Origin of the sequence: Dickeya sp. ws52, assembly GCF_007210685.1 — a bacterium.
In the GTDB taxonomy this organism is placed as follows: Bacteria; Pseudomonadota; Gammaproteobacteria; order Enterobacterales; family Enterobacteriaceae; genus Dickeya; species Dickeya chrysanthemi.
This window is the reverse complement of record NZ_SZVX01000007.1, coordinates 124,843-146,640: the sequence shown is the minus strand read 5'-3', so window position 1 is coordinate 146,640 and position 21,798 is coordinate 124,843. Positions and strand designations below refer to the sequence as shown.

At 54.5% G+C, this 21,798-nt stretch carries 17 protein-coding genes; 8 read left to right on the top strand and 9 right to left on the bottom strand.

Translation table 11 applies throughout. The features are described 5' to 3' along the window. Positions 1–9 precede the first annotated feature (9 nt). Together FDP13_RS08835 and FDP13_RS08830 are read right to left on the bottom strand one after the other, a co-directional pair. Positions 10–960, bottom strand: coding sequence for a pseudouridine-5'-phosphate glycosidase (locus FDP13_RS08835; protein WP_012767854.1), 951 nt, complete (start codon positions 958–960; stop codon positions 10–12). Between the two features lie 419 nt (positions 961–1,379). Next, on the bottom strand, positions 1,380–2,246 hold the full coding sequence (locus tag FDP13_RS08830) for a carboxylate/amino acid/amine transporter (RefSeq protein ID WP_050516145.1): 867 nt from the start codon (positions 2,244–2,246) through the stop codon (positions 1,380–1,382). Positions 2,247–2,602: 356 nt separating this feature from the next. Here FDP13_RS08830 and FDP13_RS08825 point away from each other — a divergent pair, with 356 nt between their 5' ends. Beyond that, complete coding sequence (locus FDP13_RS08825) at positions 2,603–3,103, top strand: MarR family winged helix-turn-helix transcriptional regulator (protein ID WP_012767852.1); 501 nt, start codon at positions 2,603–2,605, stop codon at positions 3,101–3,103. A gap of 95 nt (positions 3,104–3,198) precedes the next feature. Here the strand turns inward: FDP13_RS08825 and argG are convergent, their stop codons facing one another. Next, on the bottom strand, positions 3,199–4,548 hold the full coding sequence (argG, locus tag FDP13_RS08820; RefSeq protein ID WP_012767851.1) for an argininosuccinate synthase: 1,350 nt from the start codon (positions 4,546–4,548) through the stop codon (positions 3,199–3,201). Positions 4,549–4,841: 293 nt separating this feature from the next. Continuing rightward, entirely contained in the window at positions 4,842–5,744 is a 903-nt protein-coding gene (locus FDP13_RS08815; protein ID WP_143839239.1) for a nickel/cobalt efflux protein RcnA, read from the bottom strand. A gap of 99 nt (positions 5,745–5,843) precedes the next feature. Here FDP13_RS08815 and FDP13_RS08810 point away from each other — a divergent pair, with 99 nt between their 5' ends. Beyond that, on the top strand, positions 5,844–6,122 hold the full coding sequence (locus FDP13_RS08810) for a metal/formaldehyde-sensitive transcriptional repressor (RefSeq protein WP_012767849.1): 279 nt from the start codon (positions 5,844–5,846) through the stop codon (positions 6,120–6,122). Positions 6,123–6,379: 257 nt separating this feature from the next. Continuing rightward, positions 6,380–6,955 carry a DJ-1/PfpI family protein gene (locus FDP13_RS08805; protein WP_012767848.1) on the top strand — a complete coding sequence of 192 codons (576 nt, stop codon included), beginning with the start codon at positions 6,380–6,382 and terminating at the stop codon, positions 6,953–6,955. A 120-nt stretch (positions 6,956–7,075) separates the two neighbouring features. Here FDP13_RS08805 and xylR read toward each other — a convergent pair whose 3' ends face one another. The 4 genes from xylR to xylF all read right to left on the bottom strand — a co-directional run bounded on the left by xylR (position 7,076) and on the right by xylF (position 12,267). Continuing rightward, entirely contained in the window at positions 7,076–8,305 is a 1,230-nt protein-coding gene (gene xylR, locus FDP13_RS08800) for a D-xylose utilization transcriptional activator XylR (protein WP_143839238.1), read from the bottom strand. A 188-nt stretch (positions 8,306–8,493) separates the two neighbouring features. Further along, the gene (xylH, locus tag FDP13_RS08795) at positions 8,494–9,678 is read right to left on the bottom strand and encodes a xylose ABC transporter permease XylH (RefSeq protein ID WP_143839237.1); all 1,185 of its coding nucleotides are present in this window, start codon (positions 9,676–9,678) and stop codon (positions 8,494–8,496) included. Continuing rightward, positions 9,656–11,197, bottom strand: a complete 1,542-nt coding sequence (locus FDP13_RS08790) for a xylose ABC transporter ATP-binding protein (RefSeq protein ID WP_143839236.1) — start codon at positions 11,195–11,197, stop codon at positions 9,656–9,658. Before FDP13_RS08790 ends, xylH begins: the two co-directional genes overlap by 23 nt. Positions 11,198–11,271: 74 nt before the next feature. Further along, on the bottom strand, positions 11,272–12,267 hold the full coding sequence (xylF, locus tag FDP13_RS08785) for a D-xylose ABC transporter substrate-binding protein (protein ID WP_143839235.1): 996 nt from the start codon (positions 12,265–12,267) through the stop codon (positions 11,272–11,274). Positions 12,268–12,633: 366 nt separating this feature from the next. Here xylF and xylA point away from each other — a divergent pair, with 366 nt between their 5' ends. Together xylA and xylB are read left to right on the top strand one after the other, a co-directional pair. Next, complete coding sequence (xylA, locus tag FDP13_RS08780) at positions 12,634–13,953, top strand: xylose isomerase (protein WP_143839234.1); 1,320 nt, start codon at positions 12,634–12,636, stop codon at positions 13,951–13,953. A 121-nt stretch (positions 13,954–14,074) separates the two neighbouring features. Continuing rightward, positions 14,075–15,535, top strand: a complete 1,461-nt coding sequence (xylB, locus tag FDP13_RS08775; RefSeq protein ID WP_012767842.1) for a xylulokinase — start codon at positions 14,075–14,077, stop codon at positions 15,533–15,535. 250 nt (positions 15,536–15,785) lie between these two features. Here the strand turns inward: xylB and FDP13_RS08770 are convergent, their stop codons facing one another. Next, positions 15,786–17,321: an aldehyde dehydrogenase family protein gene (locus FDP13_RS08770; protein WP_027710565.1), complete on the bottom strand. Its 1,536-nt coding sequence runs from the start codon at positions 17,319–17,321 to the stop codon at positions 15,786–15,788. Between the two features lie 365 nt (positions 17,322–17,686). On the opposite strand from FDP13_RS08770, the gene fdhD reads away from it, so the two are divergent. The 3 genes from fdhD to FDP13_RS08755 all read left to right on the top strand — a co-directional run bounded on the left by fdhD (position 17,687) and on the right by FDP13_RS08755 (position 21,746). Then, the gene (gene fdhD, locus FDP13_RS08765) at positions 17,687–18,505 is read left to right on the top strand and encodes a formate dehydrogenase accessory sulfurtransferase FdhD (RefSeq protein WP_143839233.1); all 819 of its coding nucleotides are present in this window, start codon (positions 17,687–17,689) and stop codon (positions 18,503–18,505) included. Between the two features lie 270 nt (positions 18,506–18,775). Continuing rightward, complete coding sequence (gene sodA, locus FDP13_RS08760; RefSeq protein ID WP_143839232.1) at positions 18,776–19,402, top strand: superoxide dismutase [Mn]; 627 nt, start codon at positions 18,776–18,778, stop codon at positions 19,400–19,402. 457 nt (positions 19,403–19,859) lie between these two features. Further along, positions 19,860–21,746 carry a methyl-accepting chemotaxis protein gene (locus FDP13_RS08755; protein ID WP_143839231.1) on the top strand — a complete coding sequence of 629 codons (1,887 nt, stop codon included), beginning with the start codon at positions 19,860–19,862 and terminating at the stop codon, positions 21,744–21,746. Positions 21,747–21,798 lie beyond the last annotated feature (52 nt).

The following is a 21,798-nucleotide window of genomic DNA, read 5'->3' as shown; positions in this document are numbered from 1 at the left end:
GACACATCCTTATGCCTGATTGTGCTGTCGCAGGTAATCGGTATGGGCGCAGGCCAGTTTGCCGGCCAACGCCGCCGTACTGATCAGTACCGACATATTCGCTTTTACTGTTCGTCCTTGCGTCGCCCTGGCGACGGCACGCATCAAATACGGCGTGGCGCCCGGCCCGCGAATTCCCTCATGTTCCGCCTGAAGCGCGGCTTCACGGATAATCGACTCGACCTCATCTTTATCGATAGCGTCGTTTTCATGAATAGGGTGGGTAATCAGCACTGAACTACGGTTACCCAGCTTCCAGTGCATCTCAATGGAACGAGCAACCACTGCAGGGTCATCCAGGCGATGGGGGCTGGGGAAACCACTGGAACGGCAGTAAAACGCGGGAAAATCGTCAGATTGATAGGAAATGATAGGTACGCACTGGGTTTCCAGGTATTCAAGCGTCAGACCAAGATCCAAAATACTCTTGGCGCCGGCGCACACGACGGCAACCCGGGAGCGGGTGAACTGGACCAGGTCGGCAGAGATATCCATCGACTTTTCCGCCCCGCGGTGTACGCCGCCAATACCGGCCGACGCGAAAAACGGGATGCCGGCCAGATCCGCCGCCACTAACGACGACGCCACGGTGGTGGCGCCTTTTCCCCCTTGCGCCAGAATCACCGGAATATCACGGCTGCTGGCTTTTGGAATACCGTTGGTCGCACCAAACCGTTCGATATCGGCATCCGACATGCCAATCAGAAATCGGCCGTTTTCGATACCAATCGTCGCAGGAATCGCCCCTTCGGCACGCACGACCGCTTCGATCTTTTGGGCGGTGGCGACATTGTCGGGGTAAGGCAGGCCATGGGCAATCACTGTTGACTCGAGCGCCACCACCGGCTTACCGGTATGCAACGCGTCCTTTACTTCGTCACTAAACCGCAGCAATTCATGCGAAAAATCCGTTTTAGACATAATATTCTCTCATCCTGGGGGGGATTATGTCAGTTTATATCCGGACGATGTCTTTCCTGCAGACGCAGGTATGACTCACGTCTGGCATCAATGACATAGCAATCATGAGTACATGATATTATTGATAACAATGCATCCTGCATTATTATCGAGTGATATTACCCTCGACAGCTGACGTTGCCGATCGTCACATCACCTTCTCATTAAATTAAAAAATTATTTTCCTGTCTGCAAGATATTAACGATTAATTTAATCACCAAAATGTATTAGGTTAATTGTTTTTTAACATTTAAAAAATTGGCATATAGAATATTCAATGTATTGCAACTTTCAACACCTCAGTACATTGCCCAATCAGTTAAATTTCTCTACACACATCAAAAAATATTATTTCATTTAGAAGTAAAATCAGACCGTATTAACTGCATTGATTTTTTCTTCTGAAAAATAACGAGATATCCTGCACAATAATAATTGCTGAAAAAATCAGTACCACACCCACCCATTGTGGACCGGACAACCCCTGGTGAAGGAATAAAAATCCCACTAACAACGCAACCATTGGACTGAGAAAGCCCAACATCGACATAATGACCGGAGAATTAACCTCAAGACCGGAAAACCACATAAAATACGCCAACAACGAGCCGGGGATAGCCAGGTAAAAATAACCGGCGAGGTTAGTCCAGGTGATGGCATCCGGCAGCGGCTCCAAAAATATCTGTACCGGCAGAATCACCAACCCGCCACAGAATAGCTGCCAGCCGGTGAACGTCAGCATCGTCATTTTGGCCGGGCGGCCCCATTTCTTGGTCAGCACCAACCCCGACGCCATACTCACCGTCGCCAGTACCGATGCCGCCAGCCCAGCCGGATTTAACGACTCTTCCGGTAATGAAATCAGCAAGACAATGCCGATCCCGCCGGCCACCGCCGCCATTATCTGTTTTTTCAGCACCGGCTGCGTCAACAACAGGAGAGACAGTAGAATGACGACAAGCGGTTGAAGTGACCCCACCAGCGCCACGACACCGCCGGGCAGACGATAAGCCGCAAAAAACAGCATGACGAAAAATACGCCGATATTGAGTGCACCTAGCACAAATAATCGCCATAACCAGCTGACCGGCGGGAGCTTTTTACCGAAAATGAGAACAAGGCCCGCCGGCAGCGCACGAATCAGCGCAGCCAGCAACGGCTTGTCGGCAGGAAGAAACTGGGTCGTAACAAAGTAGGTGGTGCCCCAGACGCAAGGGGCATAGAAAGCGAAGTCTTTTAATTTCACGAGATGAACCTTCCTCAAACTGTTTCTGTCAAAAAGCGCGATCCGGCTTACCGAACCAGCTCAGCCTGAGGCATGTACAGCCTCTCCGGCCGTACAGAAGGCGCACATCCATGTGCAGTTCTCCTGACTTACTCACTGTGATAGTCCTTTATCTTGATGCATCACATCCTGTGACACCGATAAACAACACTACATATTACGATTTCGTAATATACGTTCACGTAACTACCGTGTCAATAACATACTACGTTGAATATTTCTCTCAAGAATATTACAGTAGGGTTGATCGCGTAACGGTATTGACCTACGCTGCAATAAAAAGGAATGGTCTTTATATTAATTAAGGATATTAGTTAATGGCACGCTACCTGGAAGTATCTGATATAGTTCAACAATGGCGCAATGAACGCCCCGATCTTGATGTTGAACCGATGTTGGTGATTGGCACCCTCTCTCGCGCCAGTTTGTTGATTGACCGCGCACTGGACAAAGTGTTCAGCAAATATAAATTGAGCGCACGCGAGTTCGACATTCTGGCGACGCTACGCAGACGCGGCGCGCCTTATGCCATCAGCCCATCCCAGATTGTCAGCGCACTGATGATTAACAACAGCACGTTGACGAGCCGGCTCGACAGGCTGGAACAAGCCGGCTGGCTGCGTCGAATGCCGATTGAAGGTGACCGCCGCTCCGTGAATATCCAGTTGACCGATGAAGGTTTTGCCCTCATCAACCGGGTAGTGGAAGAACACGTCGCAAATGAACGCGATATTCTCTCCCCATTCAGTGACGACGAAAAAAACCAATTGCGCACCTTGCTGGGCCGTGTTGAAAAACATCTGGTCAACAACCGCTGATATTCACATGAGCATCGGAGCCGGGAAGCAAAAGACGGCGCGCAAAAAAACAAGGGCATCCTGATGGGATGCCCTTTGTTACATTCAGTCCGAGATTATTTTGCCGACTTGTCTTGCAGCGACGGGGTAGCAACCTGCGGCAGGCCGGCGTTGCCGGAATAAATCAGCCCGCTTTCCACGTAATTAAACAGTTTTTCGCGAGTATCCGTGATATCCAGATTACGCATCGTCAGTTGGCCGATACGGTCATCCGGCGAGAAGACGGATTCGCCTTTTTCCATCGTCAGACGTTCCGGCTTGTAGGTCAGGTTGTCCGATACGGTGTTCAGAATCGAGTAGTCGTTGCCGCGACGCAATTCCAGCGTCACCTCGCCGGTAATTTCGCTGGCCACCCAACGTTGCAGGGCATCACGCAGCATCAACGCCTGCGGATCGAACCAGCGCCCCTGATACAGCAAACGACCCAGTTGGCGACCATGAGCATGGTACTGCTCGATGGTGTCTTCGTTATGAATCCCCGTAACCAGGCGCTCGTAAGCAATGTGCAGCAACGCCATTCCCGGTGCTTCATAAATACCGCGGCTTTTCGCCTCAATGATACGGTTTTCGATCTGATCGCTCATACCAAGACCGTGACGACCGCCGATGCGATTGGCTTCCAGCAGCAATTCCACGTCATCAGAGAATGTCTGCCCGTTCAGCGCTACCGGGTGGCCGCGTTCGAACCGTACCGTTACTTCTTCGGCCGGAATACGTACGTTTTCGTCCCAGAACTTCACACCCATGATTGGATTGACGATTTTCACGCTGGAGTTGAGGAATTCCAGATCCTTCGCTTCGTGCGTTGCGCCCAGCATGTTGGAGTCGGTGGAGTAAGCTTTTTCCGCCGACATTTTGTAATCGAAGCCCGACTTTGTCATAAACTCGGACATCTCCTGACGGCCGCCCAGTTCGTCGATGAAGTCGGTATCCAGCCAGGGTTTGTAAATTTTCAGCTCGGCGTTGGTCAGCAGACCGTAGCGATAGAAACGCTCAATATCGTTACCTTTGTAAGTACTGCCGTCGCCCCAGATATTAACGCCGTCTTCCTTCATCGCGGCGACCAGCATAGTGCCGGTCACTGCGCGGCCCAGCGGGGTAGTGTTAAAGTAGGTCATACCGCCGGTCGTGTTATGGAACGCACCGCACTGAATCGCAGCAATGCCTTCCGCTACCAACTGTTTACGGCAATCGATCAGACGGGCGTTTTCAGCACCGTACTCTTTGGCACGACGTGGAATGGCGTCGTAGTCATCTTCATCAGGCTGGCCCAGATTCGCGGTATAGGCATACGGCACAGCGCCTTTCTGACGCATCCACAATAAGGCTGCGCTGGTATCCAAACCACCGGAGAAAGCAATCCCAATCCGCTGGCCCACCGGAAGATGTTTCAAAATCGTCGTCATAACTATTAGTCCCTGCTTGATTTCGATGGCGTTAAGCTTAGCAGCCCTGCCGCCGGGTTACGCAATGTCTGGTTATGCATTGAGACGCGCACGACACGGCGCCATCAGAATCGACTGCGATGAATCATCGCGCATCAATGCATATTTATGCAAATTTTATGATTGATAATTTAAACATCTTTTCCTGCGGACCGGAAGAGAAGAGGCGGATTTTCAGGAAAAAAATTCACAACGGCAACCTCAGGCTTGCAAGCAAGGCCACAACATCGCCGTTTTTACAACGGTCGGCACGGTTATAACGGCAAACGTACCCAGCCATGCAACAGCATATACATCCCTACCACCGCGATCAGCACACTGGAAAAGTAAGGCGCCCGCCGCGCCAGTGCGGCGAATCCCGGCCAGCGGCGGCCGGCATGTTGTACGCTGAGCGCCGCGCCGACCCCAACCGCTACCAGCGTCAATGCCAGTCCGATACTGAAACAGACCACCAGTGCCGCCCCCAGCGTAAAAGCCTTCACCTGAATACACAACAGCAGCACCGTAATAGCGGCCGGACAGGGAATCAATCCGCCGGTGAGGCCAAACAATAGAATCTGCCCATTGGTCGCCTCCCGGTTGGCAAAGCGCTGGCGAATCTCGTCGGCGTGCGCCCGTTCATGCGCATCCTGATATTCACCTTGAGGCTGTGCGTGATCATGTTGATGACCAGAATGATGATCAGCATGAGAAACATCATGGTGATGATGAGCATGTTCGTGATGATGGGCATGTTCATGGTCGTGATGATGATGCTCGTGGCCGTGGTCATGATGGTGACCATGACTATGCTGGTGTTGTTTCCATGCCCATTCGTCGCGCCAGGTACGCCAGAACATCCAGATGGCAGTCCCCAAAATAATGATGCCGGAAATAAATTGTAGCCAGGGCTCGGCGGATTCAGCGGTAAACTGCCGGCTCAGATACATCCCGCCCAACGCAATCAACCAGACCACGGCGGTATGAGACAATGTAGCGGCGACGCCCAGCATTACCGCCTGCCTCACCGTGCCGCGGATTGCCACGATAAACGCCGCCATCATGGTCTTGGAGTGACCCGGCTCCAGGCCATGCAGTGCCCCCAACAGAACAGCGCTGGGGATAAATAACCAGGCATTAGCGACACCCTGCTGCAAAAGTAAGGAAAAATCCGTCATAGTTAGCGTCCGAATCAGGCAGCCGATAGGCCAGCCTGAAAATGAAATGATGAAAATATACTATACCCCAGTATAGGGTGATACAAGACGGGAGCCGCCATGCCTCACACTGTTCATGAAAAAAAGAAACTGCTGACGCGCGTCAGACGCATCAAAGGTCAGGCAGAAGCGCTGGAAAAAGCCCTGGACGGCGGCGGGCGCTCCTGTCTGGAAATTCTGCAACAGATTGCCGCTATTCGAGGGGCAGTGAACGGATTGATGGGTGAAGTGCTGGAAGGCCACATCCGCGACCATCTGATGAATGAAGAAGCCGATCCTGCGGAACGCGCTACCGATTTGGAAGCAATCGTGACGGTGATTCGTTCTTATATGAAATAGCCGTTAAAGAGGGGGCGCGTATAAAACCGCGTAGCCACAGCTTCATTCCAGACACCTGCGACTCCCCTGTCCTTCCGGCGGTTACAGCAGTAAGAGAGCGAGTATAGCGCTATTTATCGACGGTGCAGACGAGCAAACATCGATTACGCGACCCACCACTCAATATTGAAACGATGTTTCAATTGAAGTTGGTTTCTTTGCTATCCTCGGCGGCACAGATGTTCGTCCCTCCCCCCTTGATTATTGCTGGAGATACCATGGCCAAGAACGTCGCCATTCTGTTGGCTCCCGGATTCGAAGAAGCGGAAGCGATTATGGTGATCGATGTGTTGCATCGTACGAAGCTAAACGTCACCCTGCTTTCCTGTCACGATAGGCTGGAATTGCCTAGTTACCATAATATCCGCATGTTTGCAGATGCCCTGCTGGAAAGAAGTATGGACCAGCTGTTTGATGCCGTGGTAATTCCGGGGGGGCCGCAAGGCACAGTGAACCTGGCGGCCAACCCGCTGGTAACGGAATTTATCCGCCGCCATGACGAGGCAGGCAAACTGATTTGCCCACTCTGCTCGGCAGCCGCCAGAGTGCTGGGTGGTAACCATTTGCTGAAAGGTCGCCGCTACGTCTGCTCAGGCGACCTCTGGAAAGACGTGACCGACGGCGTATATGTCGACCAAAAAGTGGTGGAAGACGGCAACCTGATCAGTGGCAAAGGACTCGGCGTCGCGTTCGATTTCGCATTCACGCTGGCCAGCCGGCTGAGTAACGACAAGGACGATGTGAATTTTCAGGTCGAGCATATTTATTACGATTACTGGCGTGTGCCCGCCTAAACCAGGCAACCATGACGACGGCGCGCACGCGCCGTCGCTCCCAACGTTATTTCTCGCTCGTCATCGTCGAGCATGTTATACCCCCCGAAACTCTCATCGTCGTTCGATCATCCCCGTCGCTCATCGGTAACACCGATAGGACGCCTGAACATTGTCATAGCGACTATCGTCGTAACCGCCTTCACCATAACGCTCACGGTATTCGCGCGGCGTCAGGTCGTAATCTTTGCGAAAAACAGAATAAAAGTACGGTAACGAAGGATACCCGCACATCGTTGAAATCTCGTTAATCGACAACGAGGTCGACACCAGCAAGTTTCTTGCCCTCTCCAGCTTTTCAGCATGGATGATGCCGTGAATCGTTTGCCCGGTTTCATCTTTAAAGCGTTTTTCAAGATTGGAACGCGACAACCCAACCGCATCCAACACCTGTTCCACCTTAATGCCTTTGCAGGCATGATGGCGGATAAAGTGCATCGCCTGAATCACCGCCGGGTCGCGCACCGAACGGTAATCGGTGGAGCTGCGTTCCACCACCCGTAACGGTGGCACCAGAACGCGTTGCAACGGCAGCGAATAGGGCGCCAGCAACAACTGGTGCAGCAATTTGGCGGCTCGATACCCCATCTGCCGCGTCCCCTGCGCTACCGAAGATAGCGCGACGCGCGACAGGTAACGGGTGAGTTCTTCATTGTCGATACCAATTACGCACAGCTTTTCCGGCACCGCGATGTTCAGGTGCTCGCACACCTGCAACAGATGGCGGGCGCGGGCATCCGTTACGGCGATAATACCGGTTTGTGGCGGCAAGGTTTGGATCCAGTCCGCCAGCCGGTTCTGGGCATACTGCCAGTTGTCCGGCGACGTCTCCATGCCCTGATACACTACGCCTTGATACTGCTCCGCCGATACCAACTGGCGAAAAGCCTGTTCCCGCTCTTGCGCCCATCGCTTCCCCACCGATATCGGCAGGCCGTAAAACGCGAATCGGTTCAACCCTTTATTTTTGAGATGCAAAAACGCGCTCTCCACCAGCGCGTAATTGTCGGTGGCGATGTAATGCACCGGCGGATAATCCTGTGGATGGTGATAAGAGCCGCCTACGCCCACCAGCGGCACGCGCACCCCGGATAACAACGCGACAATCGCCGGGTCATCGAAATCCGCGATCACGCCGTCCCCCAGCCAGTCGCGGATATTGTCGATACGGCAACGGAAGTCTTCCTCAATGAAGATATCCCAGTCACACTGAGACGCTTGCAGGTATTCTCCCACACCTTCGACTACCTGCCGGTCGTACACTTTGTTGGCATTAAACAGCAATGTAATACGGTAGCGTTTCTCAAACATGACGATACGTTCTCGTTGGACAGTGTGATAGCGGGCATCACCTTCCCTCAGGCGAAATCCGGCGTCGAAAGCGGGTCTTTCGCCTAAATAGCACGGCCGACCGGCAGCCCAAAATCCATTTCCTTACTTTGCGAACTGTTTCGCTGATTTTGCCGCAGACGTACCGTCATCCCTGTCATCCACAGTGGTCAGGCTTTGTGCTTGGTGGCGGTATCCATCCACACCGCCAACAGCAAAATGCCGCCCTTGACGATGTACTGCCAAAAGGTGGGCACATCGAGCATACTCATACCGTTATCCAGCGACGCCATGATGAATGCCCCCATCACCGCACCGGCCACACTGCCGACCCCACCCGCCAGACTAGTACCGCCGATGACGCAGGCGGCGATAGCGTCCAGTTCCGCGATATTCCCGGCAGACGGCGACCCGGCACCCAGTCGGGAACTGAGCACCAGCCCCGCGACCGCCACCATCAGCCCGTTGATGGCGAACACCGCCAGCTTGGTACGCTCGACATTCACCCCCGACAGACGGGCGGCATCGATATTGCCGCCGACGGCATAAATGCGTCGTCCGAAAGCCGTACGCATCGCCATAAACATGCCGCCCAGCATGATAAGCGTCAGCAGCAGTACCGGTGTCGGCACACCCCGATAATCATTCAGTAAGTAGATAGCGCCCAGCACCAGCACCGCCATCAGCGACTGGCGAGCGGCATCGCCGGAAGCGGCGGCCACCGGCAACCCCAAACGCTGACGACGCAACCGCTGACGCCAGCGCCACACCACAAACAGCGTCAGCCCAACGATACCGAACAAAAATCCCACGCCTTCCGGCAGATAACTCTGGCCAATCTGCGACATTGCCGGGCTGGTAGGCGATACCGTGGTGCCATTGGTAATACCAATCAGCACGCCGCGAAACGCCAACATGCCGGCCAGCGTCACAATGAACGACGGCACGCGCCGATACGCCACCCACCAGCCGTTCCAGGCGCCGAGCAACAACCCCAATAACAACGTCACCGCCACGGTCAGGGGCAACGGCCAGCCGTACCAGACATCCAGAATCGCCGCCACGCCGCCCAACAGCCCCATCATGGAGCCGACCGACAGGTCGATCTCGGCGGAAATAATCACAAATACCATGCCCACCGCCAGAATGCCGGTGATGGCGGTTTGACGCAGCAGGTTGGAAATGTTGCGGGCGCTAAGGTACGCGCCATCGGTCATCACGGTGAAAAACAGCATGATCGCAATAATCGCCGCGATCATCACCAGCACCTGTAAATTGAAAGAACGCCGACGAGACGTTCCGCCGGAAGACGACGCCAGTGCAGGCGTACGGTCAGACAGCCAGGTTTTCAGCATGAGGCTCACTCCTTAATGCAGCTTCCATCACCTGCTCCTGCGTCAGGCCGCGGTTGGGTAAATCCGCCTTGAGCCGCCCTTGATGCATCACCAGCACCCGGTCGCTCAAGCCCAACACTTCAGGCAGTTCAGAGGAAATCACGATGACGGCGATCTGTTGCTTCACCAACTGATTGATCAATTTGTAGATTTCATATTTCGCACCGATATCGATCCCGCGGGTCGGTTCATCCAGAATCAAGATTTTCGGGCGCAACAGCAGGCATTTCGCCAGAATGGCCTTTTGCTGATTACCGCCGCTGAGACGGGCAATCGCCAGTTCCGGCGAGGCGGTTTTGACTTTCAGATGGGTTATCGACTCCCGCAGGCTGTGCTGTTCATCAGCATCCCGCAACACCGACAGTGCGCCGGTGAACTGGTCGAGCGCCGCCAGTGTAATATTCTGCGCCACGCTCATTACCGGAATAATGCCGTCTTTTTTACGGTCTTCCGGTACCATGGCGATCCCCAGCGCCATCGCCTGCCGGCAGTGACGGATAACGACCGGCTTTCCTTCTACACGGATTTCGCCCTGCCATTGCCCCGGATAGGCGCCAAACAGGCACTGAACCGTCTCGGTACGCCCGGCGCCGACCAGCCCGGCGATCCCCAGCACTTCACCACGGTGCAGGCTGAACGACACATCGTCTACCCGGCGAATATGCCGGTTGACCGGGTGCCAGGCGGTCAGGTGCTCCACCCGCAACACCTCTTCACCGATATCATGCGGCTCGTTCGGATACAGCTCCGTCAGCTCACGCCCCACCATCATGGCGATAATCTGATCCTCGCTGAGCGAATCCGCCGGACAGGTACCGATGTGTCTGCCGTCGCGGATCACGCAGATCACATCGGAAATCGCCTTAACCTCGTTAAGCTTGTGAGAGATGTAGATACAAGCGATACCGTGGTGACGCAGGTCACGCACGATATCCAGCAATACGCCGGTTTCCCGTTCGGTCAGCGACGCGGTCGGCTCATCAAGAATCAGCAAGCGCACCTGCTTGTTCAACGCCTTGGCGATCTCCACCAGTTGCTGTTGACCTAACCCCAGTTCGCCGACGCGGGTATTCGGGTCAATGTCCAGCCGCACCTGCGCCAGCATGGTCTGGCAACGCAGGTACATGGCGTCGTAATCCATCACACCGGCATACGTCCATTCATTACCAAGAAAGACGTTCTCCAGCACCGTCATCTCTTTAACCAGCGCCAGTTCCTGATGAATGATGGCGATCCCTTTCTGCTCGGTATCACGGATATGCCCGGCCCGTAGCTCATCGCCAGCAAACCGTATGCTGCCCTCATAGCTGCCGTAGGGATACACCGCGCACAGCACTTTCATCAATGTCGACTTGCCGGAACCGTTCTCGCCGCACAGCGACAACACCTGCCCAGCGTCCAGTTGCAGACTGACATTGTCTACCGCCTTCACCGCCCCGAAAGCCTTGGTGATGTTTTTCATTTCCAACAGATACGGCATACCCCCTCCACCTGGCCGATGCCGCACATCCGGCAATACCGCGGCTGCGGTTCGCCGGACGACGAACGAACGGGTTAATAGATATCCGCTTTCTTATGGAATCCGTCGGCGACGACGGTGCTATCGATATTCGCCTTATCGACCGGGATAGGCGTCAACAGGAAGGCAGGCACCTCTTTCTTGCCGTTATTGAGCGTGGCGTTAGACTCCGGTTTTTTCCCCTGTCCCAGCAACACCGCGATATTCGCCGCGTCCTGCGCCAGTTTGCTAATCGGTTTGTACACGGTCATGGTCTGAGTGCCGGACACGATCCGCTTGATGGCCGCCAGATCGGCATCCTGACCGGATATCGCCACCTTGCCGGCCAGGCCCTGAGCGGAGAGCGCCTGAATCGCACCGCCCGCGGTCGCATCGTTCGACGCCACCACCGCATCAATGTTGTTGTTGTTGGCGGTCAGCGCGTTTTCCATGATTTTCAGCGCATTTTCCGGCAGCCAGGCATCCACCCACTGGTCGCCCGCGACCTTAATTTTGCCGCTATCAATTAATGGTTTTAATACTTTCATCTGTCCCTGACGGAACAGTTTGGCATTATTATCAACCGGCGAGCCGCCCATCAGGAAATAACTGCCCTGCGGCACTTTATTAATCAAATATTGTGCCTGAAGCTCTCCGACTTTTTCATTATCAAACGAAATGTAAAAATCGATATCCGCATTATTAATCATACGGTCATAAGCCAGTACTTTTATTCCCTCGCGTTTGGCTTCGGCAATCACGTTACTTAAAACCTGACCGTTATAAGGGATAATCACCAGCACATCGACGCCACGGTTAATCATATTTTCTATCTGGGATATTTGCGTTCCTTCATTGCCGTTGGCGGACTGAACAAACACTTTCGCCCCTTTTTCTTCGGCGCTCTTCACAAAAATATCCCGATCTTTCTGCCAGCGCTCAAGACGCAGGTCGTCGATAGCCATACCGATTTTAACCTCTTTGGCGAACCCCGGCTGACACAGCATGACAAGTGCGGCACAGGCTGACAGTAATACGTGTTTCATTTTCATCGTAGAGTACCTTTGTTATAGGACGGCAGGATAAAAGCGTCACTTCACTTACGGCTACGTTGCGTGAAATTGTTGACAAGAAAAGTCAGGGTCAGCAATTGCTGATTTTTATCTCTGAATTACGTTTTTTGGTTTAATTGTTATTTTTTGATAGCGGTCATATTTTCACCGTGTTAATTGCTTTCATCACACCAGTGAGTGCGAGCGGTTTTGCAGATTATTCCGGCTATTTTTTGCGATCACGCGCACATTTAATAATTATCTGAATTTCAGTGTGAAATAACGTAATTGAGGAAACCGGCAGGTAAACGGAATATTGAGACAAGGCTGAAAACAGTCATTCCGGTGGTTTGCAAGGAGATAACAATGCACGCTTATTTTGATCAGATAGAAAAAGTTCGCTTTGAAGGTCAGGGCAGCCGCAATCCGTTCGCCTTCCGCCATTACAACCCCGACGAAGTCATCCTCGGCAAGCGTATGGCCGACCATTTGCGTTTTGCGGTCTGTTATTGGCACACCTTCTGCTGGAACGGTTCCGACATGTTCGGCGCCGGTGCCTTCGCCCGGCCGTGGCAACAGCCCGGCGACGCGCTGGCGCTGGCGAAACGCAAGGCCGATATCGCCTTCGAATTCCTGCACAAACTGGGCGCGCCCTATTACTGTTTTCACGATGTCGACGTCGCGCCGGAAGGGGGTTCATTGCCGGAATACCTGAACAACTTTGCCGCCATGACCGAGGTTCTGGCAGCCAAACAGCAGGAAACCGGGGTGAAGCTGCTGTGGGGCACCGCCAACTGCTTTACCAACCCGCGTTATGCCGCCGGTGCCGCCACCAATCCCGACCCGGACGTGTTCGCCTGGGCCGCGACGCAGGTGTTCACCGCCATGAACGCCACCAAAATGCTGGGCGGTGAGAATTATGTGTTGTGGGGCGGCCGTGAAGGCTATGAAACCCTGCTCAATACCGACCTGCGCCAGGAACGTGAGCAAATTGGCCGTTTCATGCAGATGGTGGTGGAACACAAGCACAAGATCGGTTTCAACGGTACGCTGCTGATCGAGCCCAAACCGCAGGAACCGACCAAACACCAGTACGATTACGATGTCGCCACCGTTTACGGCTTTCTCAAACAGTTCGGGCTGGAAAAAGAGATCAAGGTCAATATTGAGGCCAACCACGCCACGCTGGCGGGGCATACCTTCCATCACGAGATCGCCACCGCGATTGCACTCGGCATCTTCGGCTCGGTTGACACCAATCGCGGCGACCCGCAGCTCGGCTGGGATACCGACCAGTTCCCCAATAGTGTGGAGGAAAACGCGCTGGTGCTCTATGAAATCCTGAAAGCGGGCGGATTCACCACCGGAGGCCTTAATTTCGATGCCAAGGTCCGCCGCCAAAGCACCGATCGCTATGACCTGTTCCACGCTCACATCGGCGCGATGGACACTATGGCGTTGTCGCTCAAGGTAGCGGCCCGCATGTTGGAAGACGGCGAATTAAACCAACAGGTCGCCAACCGTTACGCCGGCTGGAATAGCGAGTTAGGGCAACAAATCCTGCAAGGCAACGCGTCGCTGGAGATGCTGGCAGGTTACGCCGCCCGCCACCCGCTTAATCCGCAACATCACAGCGGGCAGCAGGAACGACTGGAAAATCTGGTTAATCGCTATCTGTTCGGCTAAATAGGTATAGGCTGGCGCACGCCCGGTCGCGCAGAAAACCACGTTTGTTGACGGTATGCGCCGGCGGTACACACCTTCAGGGTTCAGCCTGATAACCGCACATGAGTCACAGTGAGGCATTATGTATATCGGCATCGATCTTGGCACATCGGGCGTGAAAGCCATCTTATTACGGGAAAACGGCGACGTGGCGGCCAGCCACAGCGCACCGTTGAGCGTCTCGCGTCCGCATCCGTTGTGGTCGGAACAGGACCCGGAAAAGTGGTGGCAGGCAACCGACGCCGCCCTGAGCGGGTTAGCCGCACAACAGACGTTGCAGGGCGTGCGGGCCATCGGGCTGACCGGCCAGATGCACGGCGCGACCCTGCTGGATGCGCAGCAGCAGGTACTGCGGCCCGCCATTTTATGGAACGACGGGCGCAGCGCCGCACAATGCCTGCAACTGGAACAGTTGGTGCCGGACGCCCGCCGCATCACCGGTAACCTGATGATGCCCGGCTTTACCGCACCGAAGCTGAAATGGGTACAGCAGCACGAGCCGGATATTTTTCGGCTCATCGACAAGGTGCTGTTGCCCAAAGATTACCTGCGCTGGCGCCTGACCGGCAATTTCGCCAGCGACATGTCCGATGCGGCCGGCACGCTGTGGATGGATGTCGCCCGACGCGACTGGAACGATGACCTGCTCGCCGCCTGCGGGCTTAACCGCGATCAGATGCCTGCACTATTCGAAGGCAACCAGATTACCGGGCAGTTGCGTGCCGACATCGCCGCACGCTGGGGTATGCCGCCGGTGCCGGTAGTCGCCGGCGGCGGCGACAATGCGGCCGGCGCTATCGGCGTCGGGTTGTATCAAGCCGGGCAGGCCATGCTATCGCTCGGCACGTCCGGCGTTTACTTCGCGGTTAGCGATGGCTTTCTCAGCAATCCCCAACGCGCCGTTCACAGCTTTTGCCATGCACTGCCCAACAGTTGGCATCTGATGTCCGTGATGCTGAGCGCGGCATCCTGTCTCGACTGGGCCGCCCGACTCACCCACGCCGATAGCGTGGCGTCTCTGCTCGCCGAAGCCGAACAGGCGGGTGCAGAAGAAACCGCCACCCCCGTGTGGTTTCTGCCCTATCTGTCTGGCGAACGCACGCCGCACAACAACCCACAGGCTAAAGGCGCTTTTTGGGGGCTGACGCACTCACATGGTCGCGCAGCGCTGGCACGCGCGGTGCTGGAAGGGGTGGGGTTTGCACTGGCGGACGGCATGGACGCGCTGCACGCGACCGGGCTTGAGCCTCGGCAGGTCACGCTGATTGGCGGTGGCGCGCGCAGCGCCTACTGGCGGCAGATGCTGGCGGATATCAGCGGCAAGACGCTGGAATACCGTACCGGCGGTGATGTCGGCCCGGCGCTGGGGGCCGCAAGGCTGGCGCAAATCGCACTGAACCCAGCCATACCGCTGGCACAGTTACTGCCTGCTTTACCACTGGAGCAAGTCCACCAGCCGGACCCAACGCGTCATGCGCAGTACGCACAGCAGCGCGCAGTGTTCCGCCGGCTTTACCAGCAGCTCAGCCCGCTGATGACCTGATGCAGGTCACGCCACTGCCGATGGCTAAACTGAAGCCGTCGACAAAAAGCCGTCTTGTTTTGTTGCCGGTGATTTATGCAAGAGGAGTGAAAAGTTTCGTGCGTGATAACGTCAATGGTGGCTTTGTACGATTTCGGCCCCCGGAAAAACCGTCACCTCGCATTTCAGTGGTTTGTTAGAAAAATCAGTGGTTTGCTAGCAAAAAGAAAGAGCCGCTCTTGCGACCCTTTCATAACAGGCTGTTGTTGGCTTAGAACAGGCCGAGCGGCTTCTCGGAGTAGCTCACCAGCAGGCATTTGGTCTGTTGGTAGTGCTCCAGCATCATTTTGTGGGTTTCACGCCCGATACCAGACTGTTTATAGCCGCCAAACGCTGCATGTGCCGGATAGGCATGGTAACAGTTAGTCCAGACGCGGCCGGCCTGAATGCCGCGCCCCATGCGGTAGGCGATGTTGGCGTTACGGCTCCATACCCCGGCTCCCAGACCGTACGGCGTGTCGTTGGCTATCGCCAGCGCCTCCTCCGGCGTTTTGAAGGTGGTTACCGCCAGCACCGGCCCGAAGATCTCTTCCTGGAACACCCTCATGCTGTTCTGGCCGAACAGAATCGTCGGCTCCAGATAATAGCCCTGCGCCAGATCACCCGGCAGCACTTTGCGATGCCCGCCGGTCAGTACCTGCGCGCCTTCTTTCTTACCGATATCAATGTAATTCAGAATGGTGTCCAACTGCCCGGCCGATACTTGCGCCCCCATCATGGTCTGGCTATCGAGCGGGTTACCGACCCGAATAGACTCGACGCGTTTGATGGCACGCTCCATAAACCGTTCGTAGATAGACTCCTGAATCAACGCCCGACTCGGGCAGGTACAGACTTCGCCCTGGTTGAAGGCAAACAACGCGAACCCTTCCAGCACCTTATCAAAGAAGCTATCTTCCTGATCCATGACGTCGGCAAAGAAGATATTCGGCGATTTACCGCCCAGTTCCAACGTCACCGGAATAACGTTTTGCGCCGCATACCCCATGATCTGTTGGCCGACTTCGGTCGAACCCGTAAAGGCGACTTTGGCGATACGCGGCGAGGTTGCCAGATATTCGCCGATCTGCCCACCCGCACCGTTAACCACATTGAGTACGCCCGGCGGCAGAATATCCTGAATCAACTCCATCAGCAGCAGCACCGACAGTGGGGTCAGTTTGGCGGGTTTGAGCACAATGCAGTTACCGGCAGCCAACGCCGGCGCCAGCTTCCAACAGGCCATCAGCAGCGGGAAGTTCCAGGGAATAATCTGCCCGACGACGCCGAGCGGTTCGTGGAAATGGTAGGCGACCATATCGTGGTCGATTTCGCTGATCGCCCCTTCCTGTGCACGAATACAGGCGGCAAAGTAGCGGAAATGATCGATACCCAGCGGTACGTCGGCATTCAGGGTTTCCCGGATCGGTTTTCCGTTATCCCAGGTTTCCGCACTGGCCAACAGTTCCAGATTGGCCTCCATACGATCGGCTATTCGATTGAGGATCTGCGCCCGCTCACGCGTAGAGAGCGCCCCCCACTCGGCACTGGCCTTGTGAGCGGCATCCAGCGCATGATCCACATCGCGGCTACTGGAACTGGCAACCTCGCATAGCGGTTGCCCGGTTACCGGCGTCAAATTGACGTAATACTCGCCGCCGGAGGGAGGAACCCATGCGCCGCCGATAAAGTTGTCGTAGCGCTTTTTCAGTGTAAGAGCGGGGCCGTATTCACCGGGTTGTACCCGGCTTGCATTATCGATATCCATTCCGTTCTCCTTTGGTAACACGAAGTGTCATTGCAGGAAGATACTCGGCCTCATGCCGGTGCCCCTGCGCCGCGGCAGCCAGACTTCGCCGACGCAAACGCCGACAAAGATAAACCCTTATCTGGCTGATAAGTCCTCACAGAAAGTAATGGTTAAATCGTATACAGTGTTGCCGGGTTGTAAAAGCCCTGTAGCAGTAAAAAATATCAGTCTTCGACGCAGCGCACAGTTTGTTATCCCCGGATCTGCGCCATCACTTTTACACTCAATGGGATAGCAGGGCATTGACGGGATAAAAATTCGCATCGCCGCCACGGCGGTGAAATAATGTCGCAATAGATTCCCCCAACAACAGGCACAACACAGTGAACAGTGATGATTCTCAGGGCGTTGCAGAGCGTTCCGGCGCCTGCCAGCACAGCGTCTGGCGTCAGGGTGCGCTGGATTTGCCGCAGCAGGACTGGCTGGCGGAAGAAGTGCCGGTAGCGCTGGTTTATAACGGCATTTCGCACGTCGTGATGATGGCGTCGCCAAAAGATCTGGAGCCGTTCGCGCTCGGCTTCTCTTTGTCGGAAGGCATCATTGAGTCAGCTCAGGATATCTACGGCATGGATGTCGTGCCGGCGTGTAACGGCATCGAAGTACAAATCGAGCTTTCCAGCCGCCGTTTCGCCGGGCTAAAAGCACGGCGGCGAGCGATGGACGGGCGTACCGGCTGCGGCGTCTGTGGAGTTGAACAACTGGCGGAAATCGGCAAGCCGATGTCGCCGCTGCCGTTCACGCAACATTTCTCCTTGTCTCGCCTGGAGCCCGCATTACAGGCGTTGAAAAACGTACAGCAGGCAGGCGCGTTGACCGGTGCGACTCATGCCGCCGCCTGGCTATCGCCGCAAGGGGAATTACTGGGCGGTTGTGAAGACGTAGGCCGCCACGTGGCGCTGGACAAACTGCTGGGAACGCGGGCGCGTCAGCCCTGGCAGCACGGTGCCGCGCTGGTATCCAGCCGCGCCAGTTATGAAATGGTGCAAAAATCCGCCATGTGCGGCGTGGAAATTCTGTTTGCGGTCTCCGCCGCGACCTCACTGGCCGTAGAAGTCGCCGAGCGCTGCAATCTGACGCTGGTCGGCTTCTGCCGTCCTGGGCGCGCCACCATCTATACCCATCCGCAACGGTTGCAGCCATAACGGCTGCGCCGGGTATAGCTTAGATCAATTTATTGTTAGCTAACCCAATTATGGTATAACCGATTGTAATGATAGGATAAAACCCCACATCAAACCGGTTTTCGCCGCGAATAATCGTTTTCAAGATCATTTAATTAACTATAATGAACTTAATGCTTACGCGGCGCTAACAAACGACGGTGCCGCACAAACCAGTCACAACCGCCTTGTGCATGATAACGATTTGTACATGACAAGAATTTGCGCACCACAACAATGGAGATGCTAAACATGAGTTATTCACTGCCATCCCTGCCTTATACTTATGACGCACTGGAGCCGCACTTCGACGCACGGACGATGGAGATTCATCACTCCAAACACCATCAGGCTTACGTCAATAACGCTAACGCAGCGCTGGAGTCCCTGCCTGAATTCGCCGGCCTGTCTGCCGAAGAGTTGATTACCAAACTGGATCAACTGCCGGCCGATAAAAAAGGCCCGCTGCGTAATAACGCCGGCGGCCATGCCAACCACAGCCTGTTCTGGAAAGGGTTGAAGCTGGGCACCACGTTGGAAGGCGAACTGAAAGCGGCAATTGAGCGTGATTTCGGCAGCGTCGACGAGTTCAAAACAAAATTCGAGCAGGCTGCCGCAACCCGTTTCGGTTCAGGCTGGGCGTGGCTGGTACTGAAAGATGACGGCAAGCTGGCTGTCGTTTCCACCGCCAACCAGGACAGCCCGCTGATGGGCGAAGCGATTTCCGGCGCATCCGGCTACCCGATCATCGCACTGGACGTGTGGGAGCACGCCTACTACCTGCAATACCAAAACCGTCGCCCGGACTACATTAAAGCGTTCTGGTTCGTCGTAAACTGGGACGAAGCGGCTAAACGTTTCGCAGAAGCAAAAAAGTAACAATTAATTTCCACACCGGAAATTAATCCCGACAAACCCGGAATAACCTTCGTTATACCGGGTTTTTTTTATTTTGTTTTTCGGATCAATAATGGAAAAAACAGTATAAAGTTTTAGTAGGGTACGCCGATAGATTCAGCGTGTTCTCCCCGCAGTCTATACACAACCGCCATGGTGGCATTTTATATACGTTATAGATTTCAGGACATGGTGAAACGGTAGGTAGATAAAGCTTCATTCGCCCACTCAGGCCGGCGAATGAAAAAAGACAAATCCATCGGAAGCAGATTTGAGCACAGCTCGCTATCTTTACAATGACAAGCTCGGTCAGGAAGGCCGGAAACCAACAGCTGGCTTATTCGTATCGTGATACGAAGCCAAGTCTGTCAGCGTGCTAATCATAAAGAGCCTGGTACCTTACTTAGTCACTCAGCCTATCTACGATGGAAGAAAATCAATGGCTATAAAACTCGAAAATATCAAAGTCGGCAGGAAGTTAGGATTAGGGTTTTCCCTGATTCTGCTACTGACCGTTATCATTGCCGCCGTGAGTGTTCGCTATATCGAAACACTGAAAGGGCGTTTTGAAAAAGTTATTTTTAGCAACCAAATTAATAATGAGGTGAGTGAAGCCCGTTATTATCGGTTGCTATACGGCACCAGTTATAACCCGGATAGTCTTAAAGAGAATAGTAAACACATTGATAACATCATCGGGTTAATATCTTCTATTCAGGATAAAAACTGGCGAAGCGATTACGACGAGCGGCTGGATAATATCAATAAGTTGATTAATCAGTATAAAGAACGGCGGAAAAACTATACCGACGCCGTCGCCAAAAAAGATGACGTCAGAAAAAGCTGGAACCTGTCCGATTCTGAAAAGCCGCTCAAGCAAATAGAACAGCAGGTAGCCGGCAATATGCCTTTGCAGTTGCAACTGACCTCACTGCACCAGAAACTGGTTAACGTCCGCTATCTGGTGCGCGGCCTGTTGTTATCGTTGAACAGCGACTCGGAAAAACCGCTGATTAGCGCACTGGACGACGCGCAAAAAGCGCTTGGCCAATTCGTCCAGGCACTGACGCCGGAACAGCAAGCGATTATGGCGCCGGTTGTTTCTACGCTGTCGACGTATAAAACGCAGGTCATGGCTTATCTGCCGGCTTATCAGGAAGAAATGGCGCAAGGTAAGTTGCTGGGCGATACCGCCAATCTGCTTATCGACAACGTCAATAAGATGGTCGCCGAAGAAACCGCCGCTACCCAGAACGATATCATCACCGCCGAATGGCAGATCGCCATCACCTCGCTTATCACGCTGATACTCGGCGCGCTGATTGCCTGGTATATTTCCCGCCAAATCACTCACCCCTTGAACAACACCGTGGCCATCGCCGAGAGTATCGCCACCGGCGATTTGACCGTCGCCATTGAAACAACGCGCCGCGACGAACTGGGCATGTTGTTTAGCGCCATGGCAAAAATGAAGGCCAATCTGCATAACATGATTGACGATATTCGTATGGGGGTCAGCCAGATTACTACCGCCGCCAGCGAAATCGTCACCGGTAATAACGATCTGGCCGCACGTACCGAATCTCAGGCGGCGTCCGTTGAAGAAACCGCCGCCAGCATGGAAGAACTCACGTCCACCGTGAAACAAAACGCCGCCAACGCGCACCAAGCCAATAAACTGGTGTTGGATGCCACGCATACGGCGCAGGAAGGCGGTAAGCTGGTCGCTGATGTGGTGCAAACCATGTCCGATATTGAAGGCAGTTCCAAACGTATTGCGGAAATCACCTCCGTTATCAACGGTATTGCCTTCCAAACCAATATTCTGGCGCTGAACGCAGCGGTGGAAGCGGCGCGGGCGGGTGAGCAAGGGCGTGGTTTCGCCGTGGTTGCCAATGAAGTGCGTAATCTGGCTCAGCGCAGTTCGCAGGCAGCCAAAGAGATTGAAAGCTTGATCTCCACCTCGGTCGGGCAGGTCTCGAAAGGGGCGAATCTGGTTCACTCGGCGGGTAAAACCATGCAGGAGATTGTGACTGCGGTAACGCATGTACACGACATCATGGGTGAAATTACGATTGCGTCCGACGAGCAAAGCCGCGGTATCGCTCAGGTCAATCAGGCGATTGTCGAGATGGACAGCACCACCCAACAAAACGCCGCACTGGTGCAGCAGTCTTCTGCGGCAGCCAGCTCACTGGAAGACCAGGCCATGATACTCTCCAATACGGTATCGGCTTTCCGTCTCTCCTCCTCCCACGAACTGGCGCCTGCCAGTCACGGTTTGCCGTTCGCCGGCCACCAGCAACAGTTATCTTATAAGCATTAAAACCGGCGATAGCGCAAAGCGCGAAAATGGAAAGATAAACAAAGGGCAACCC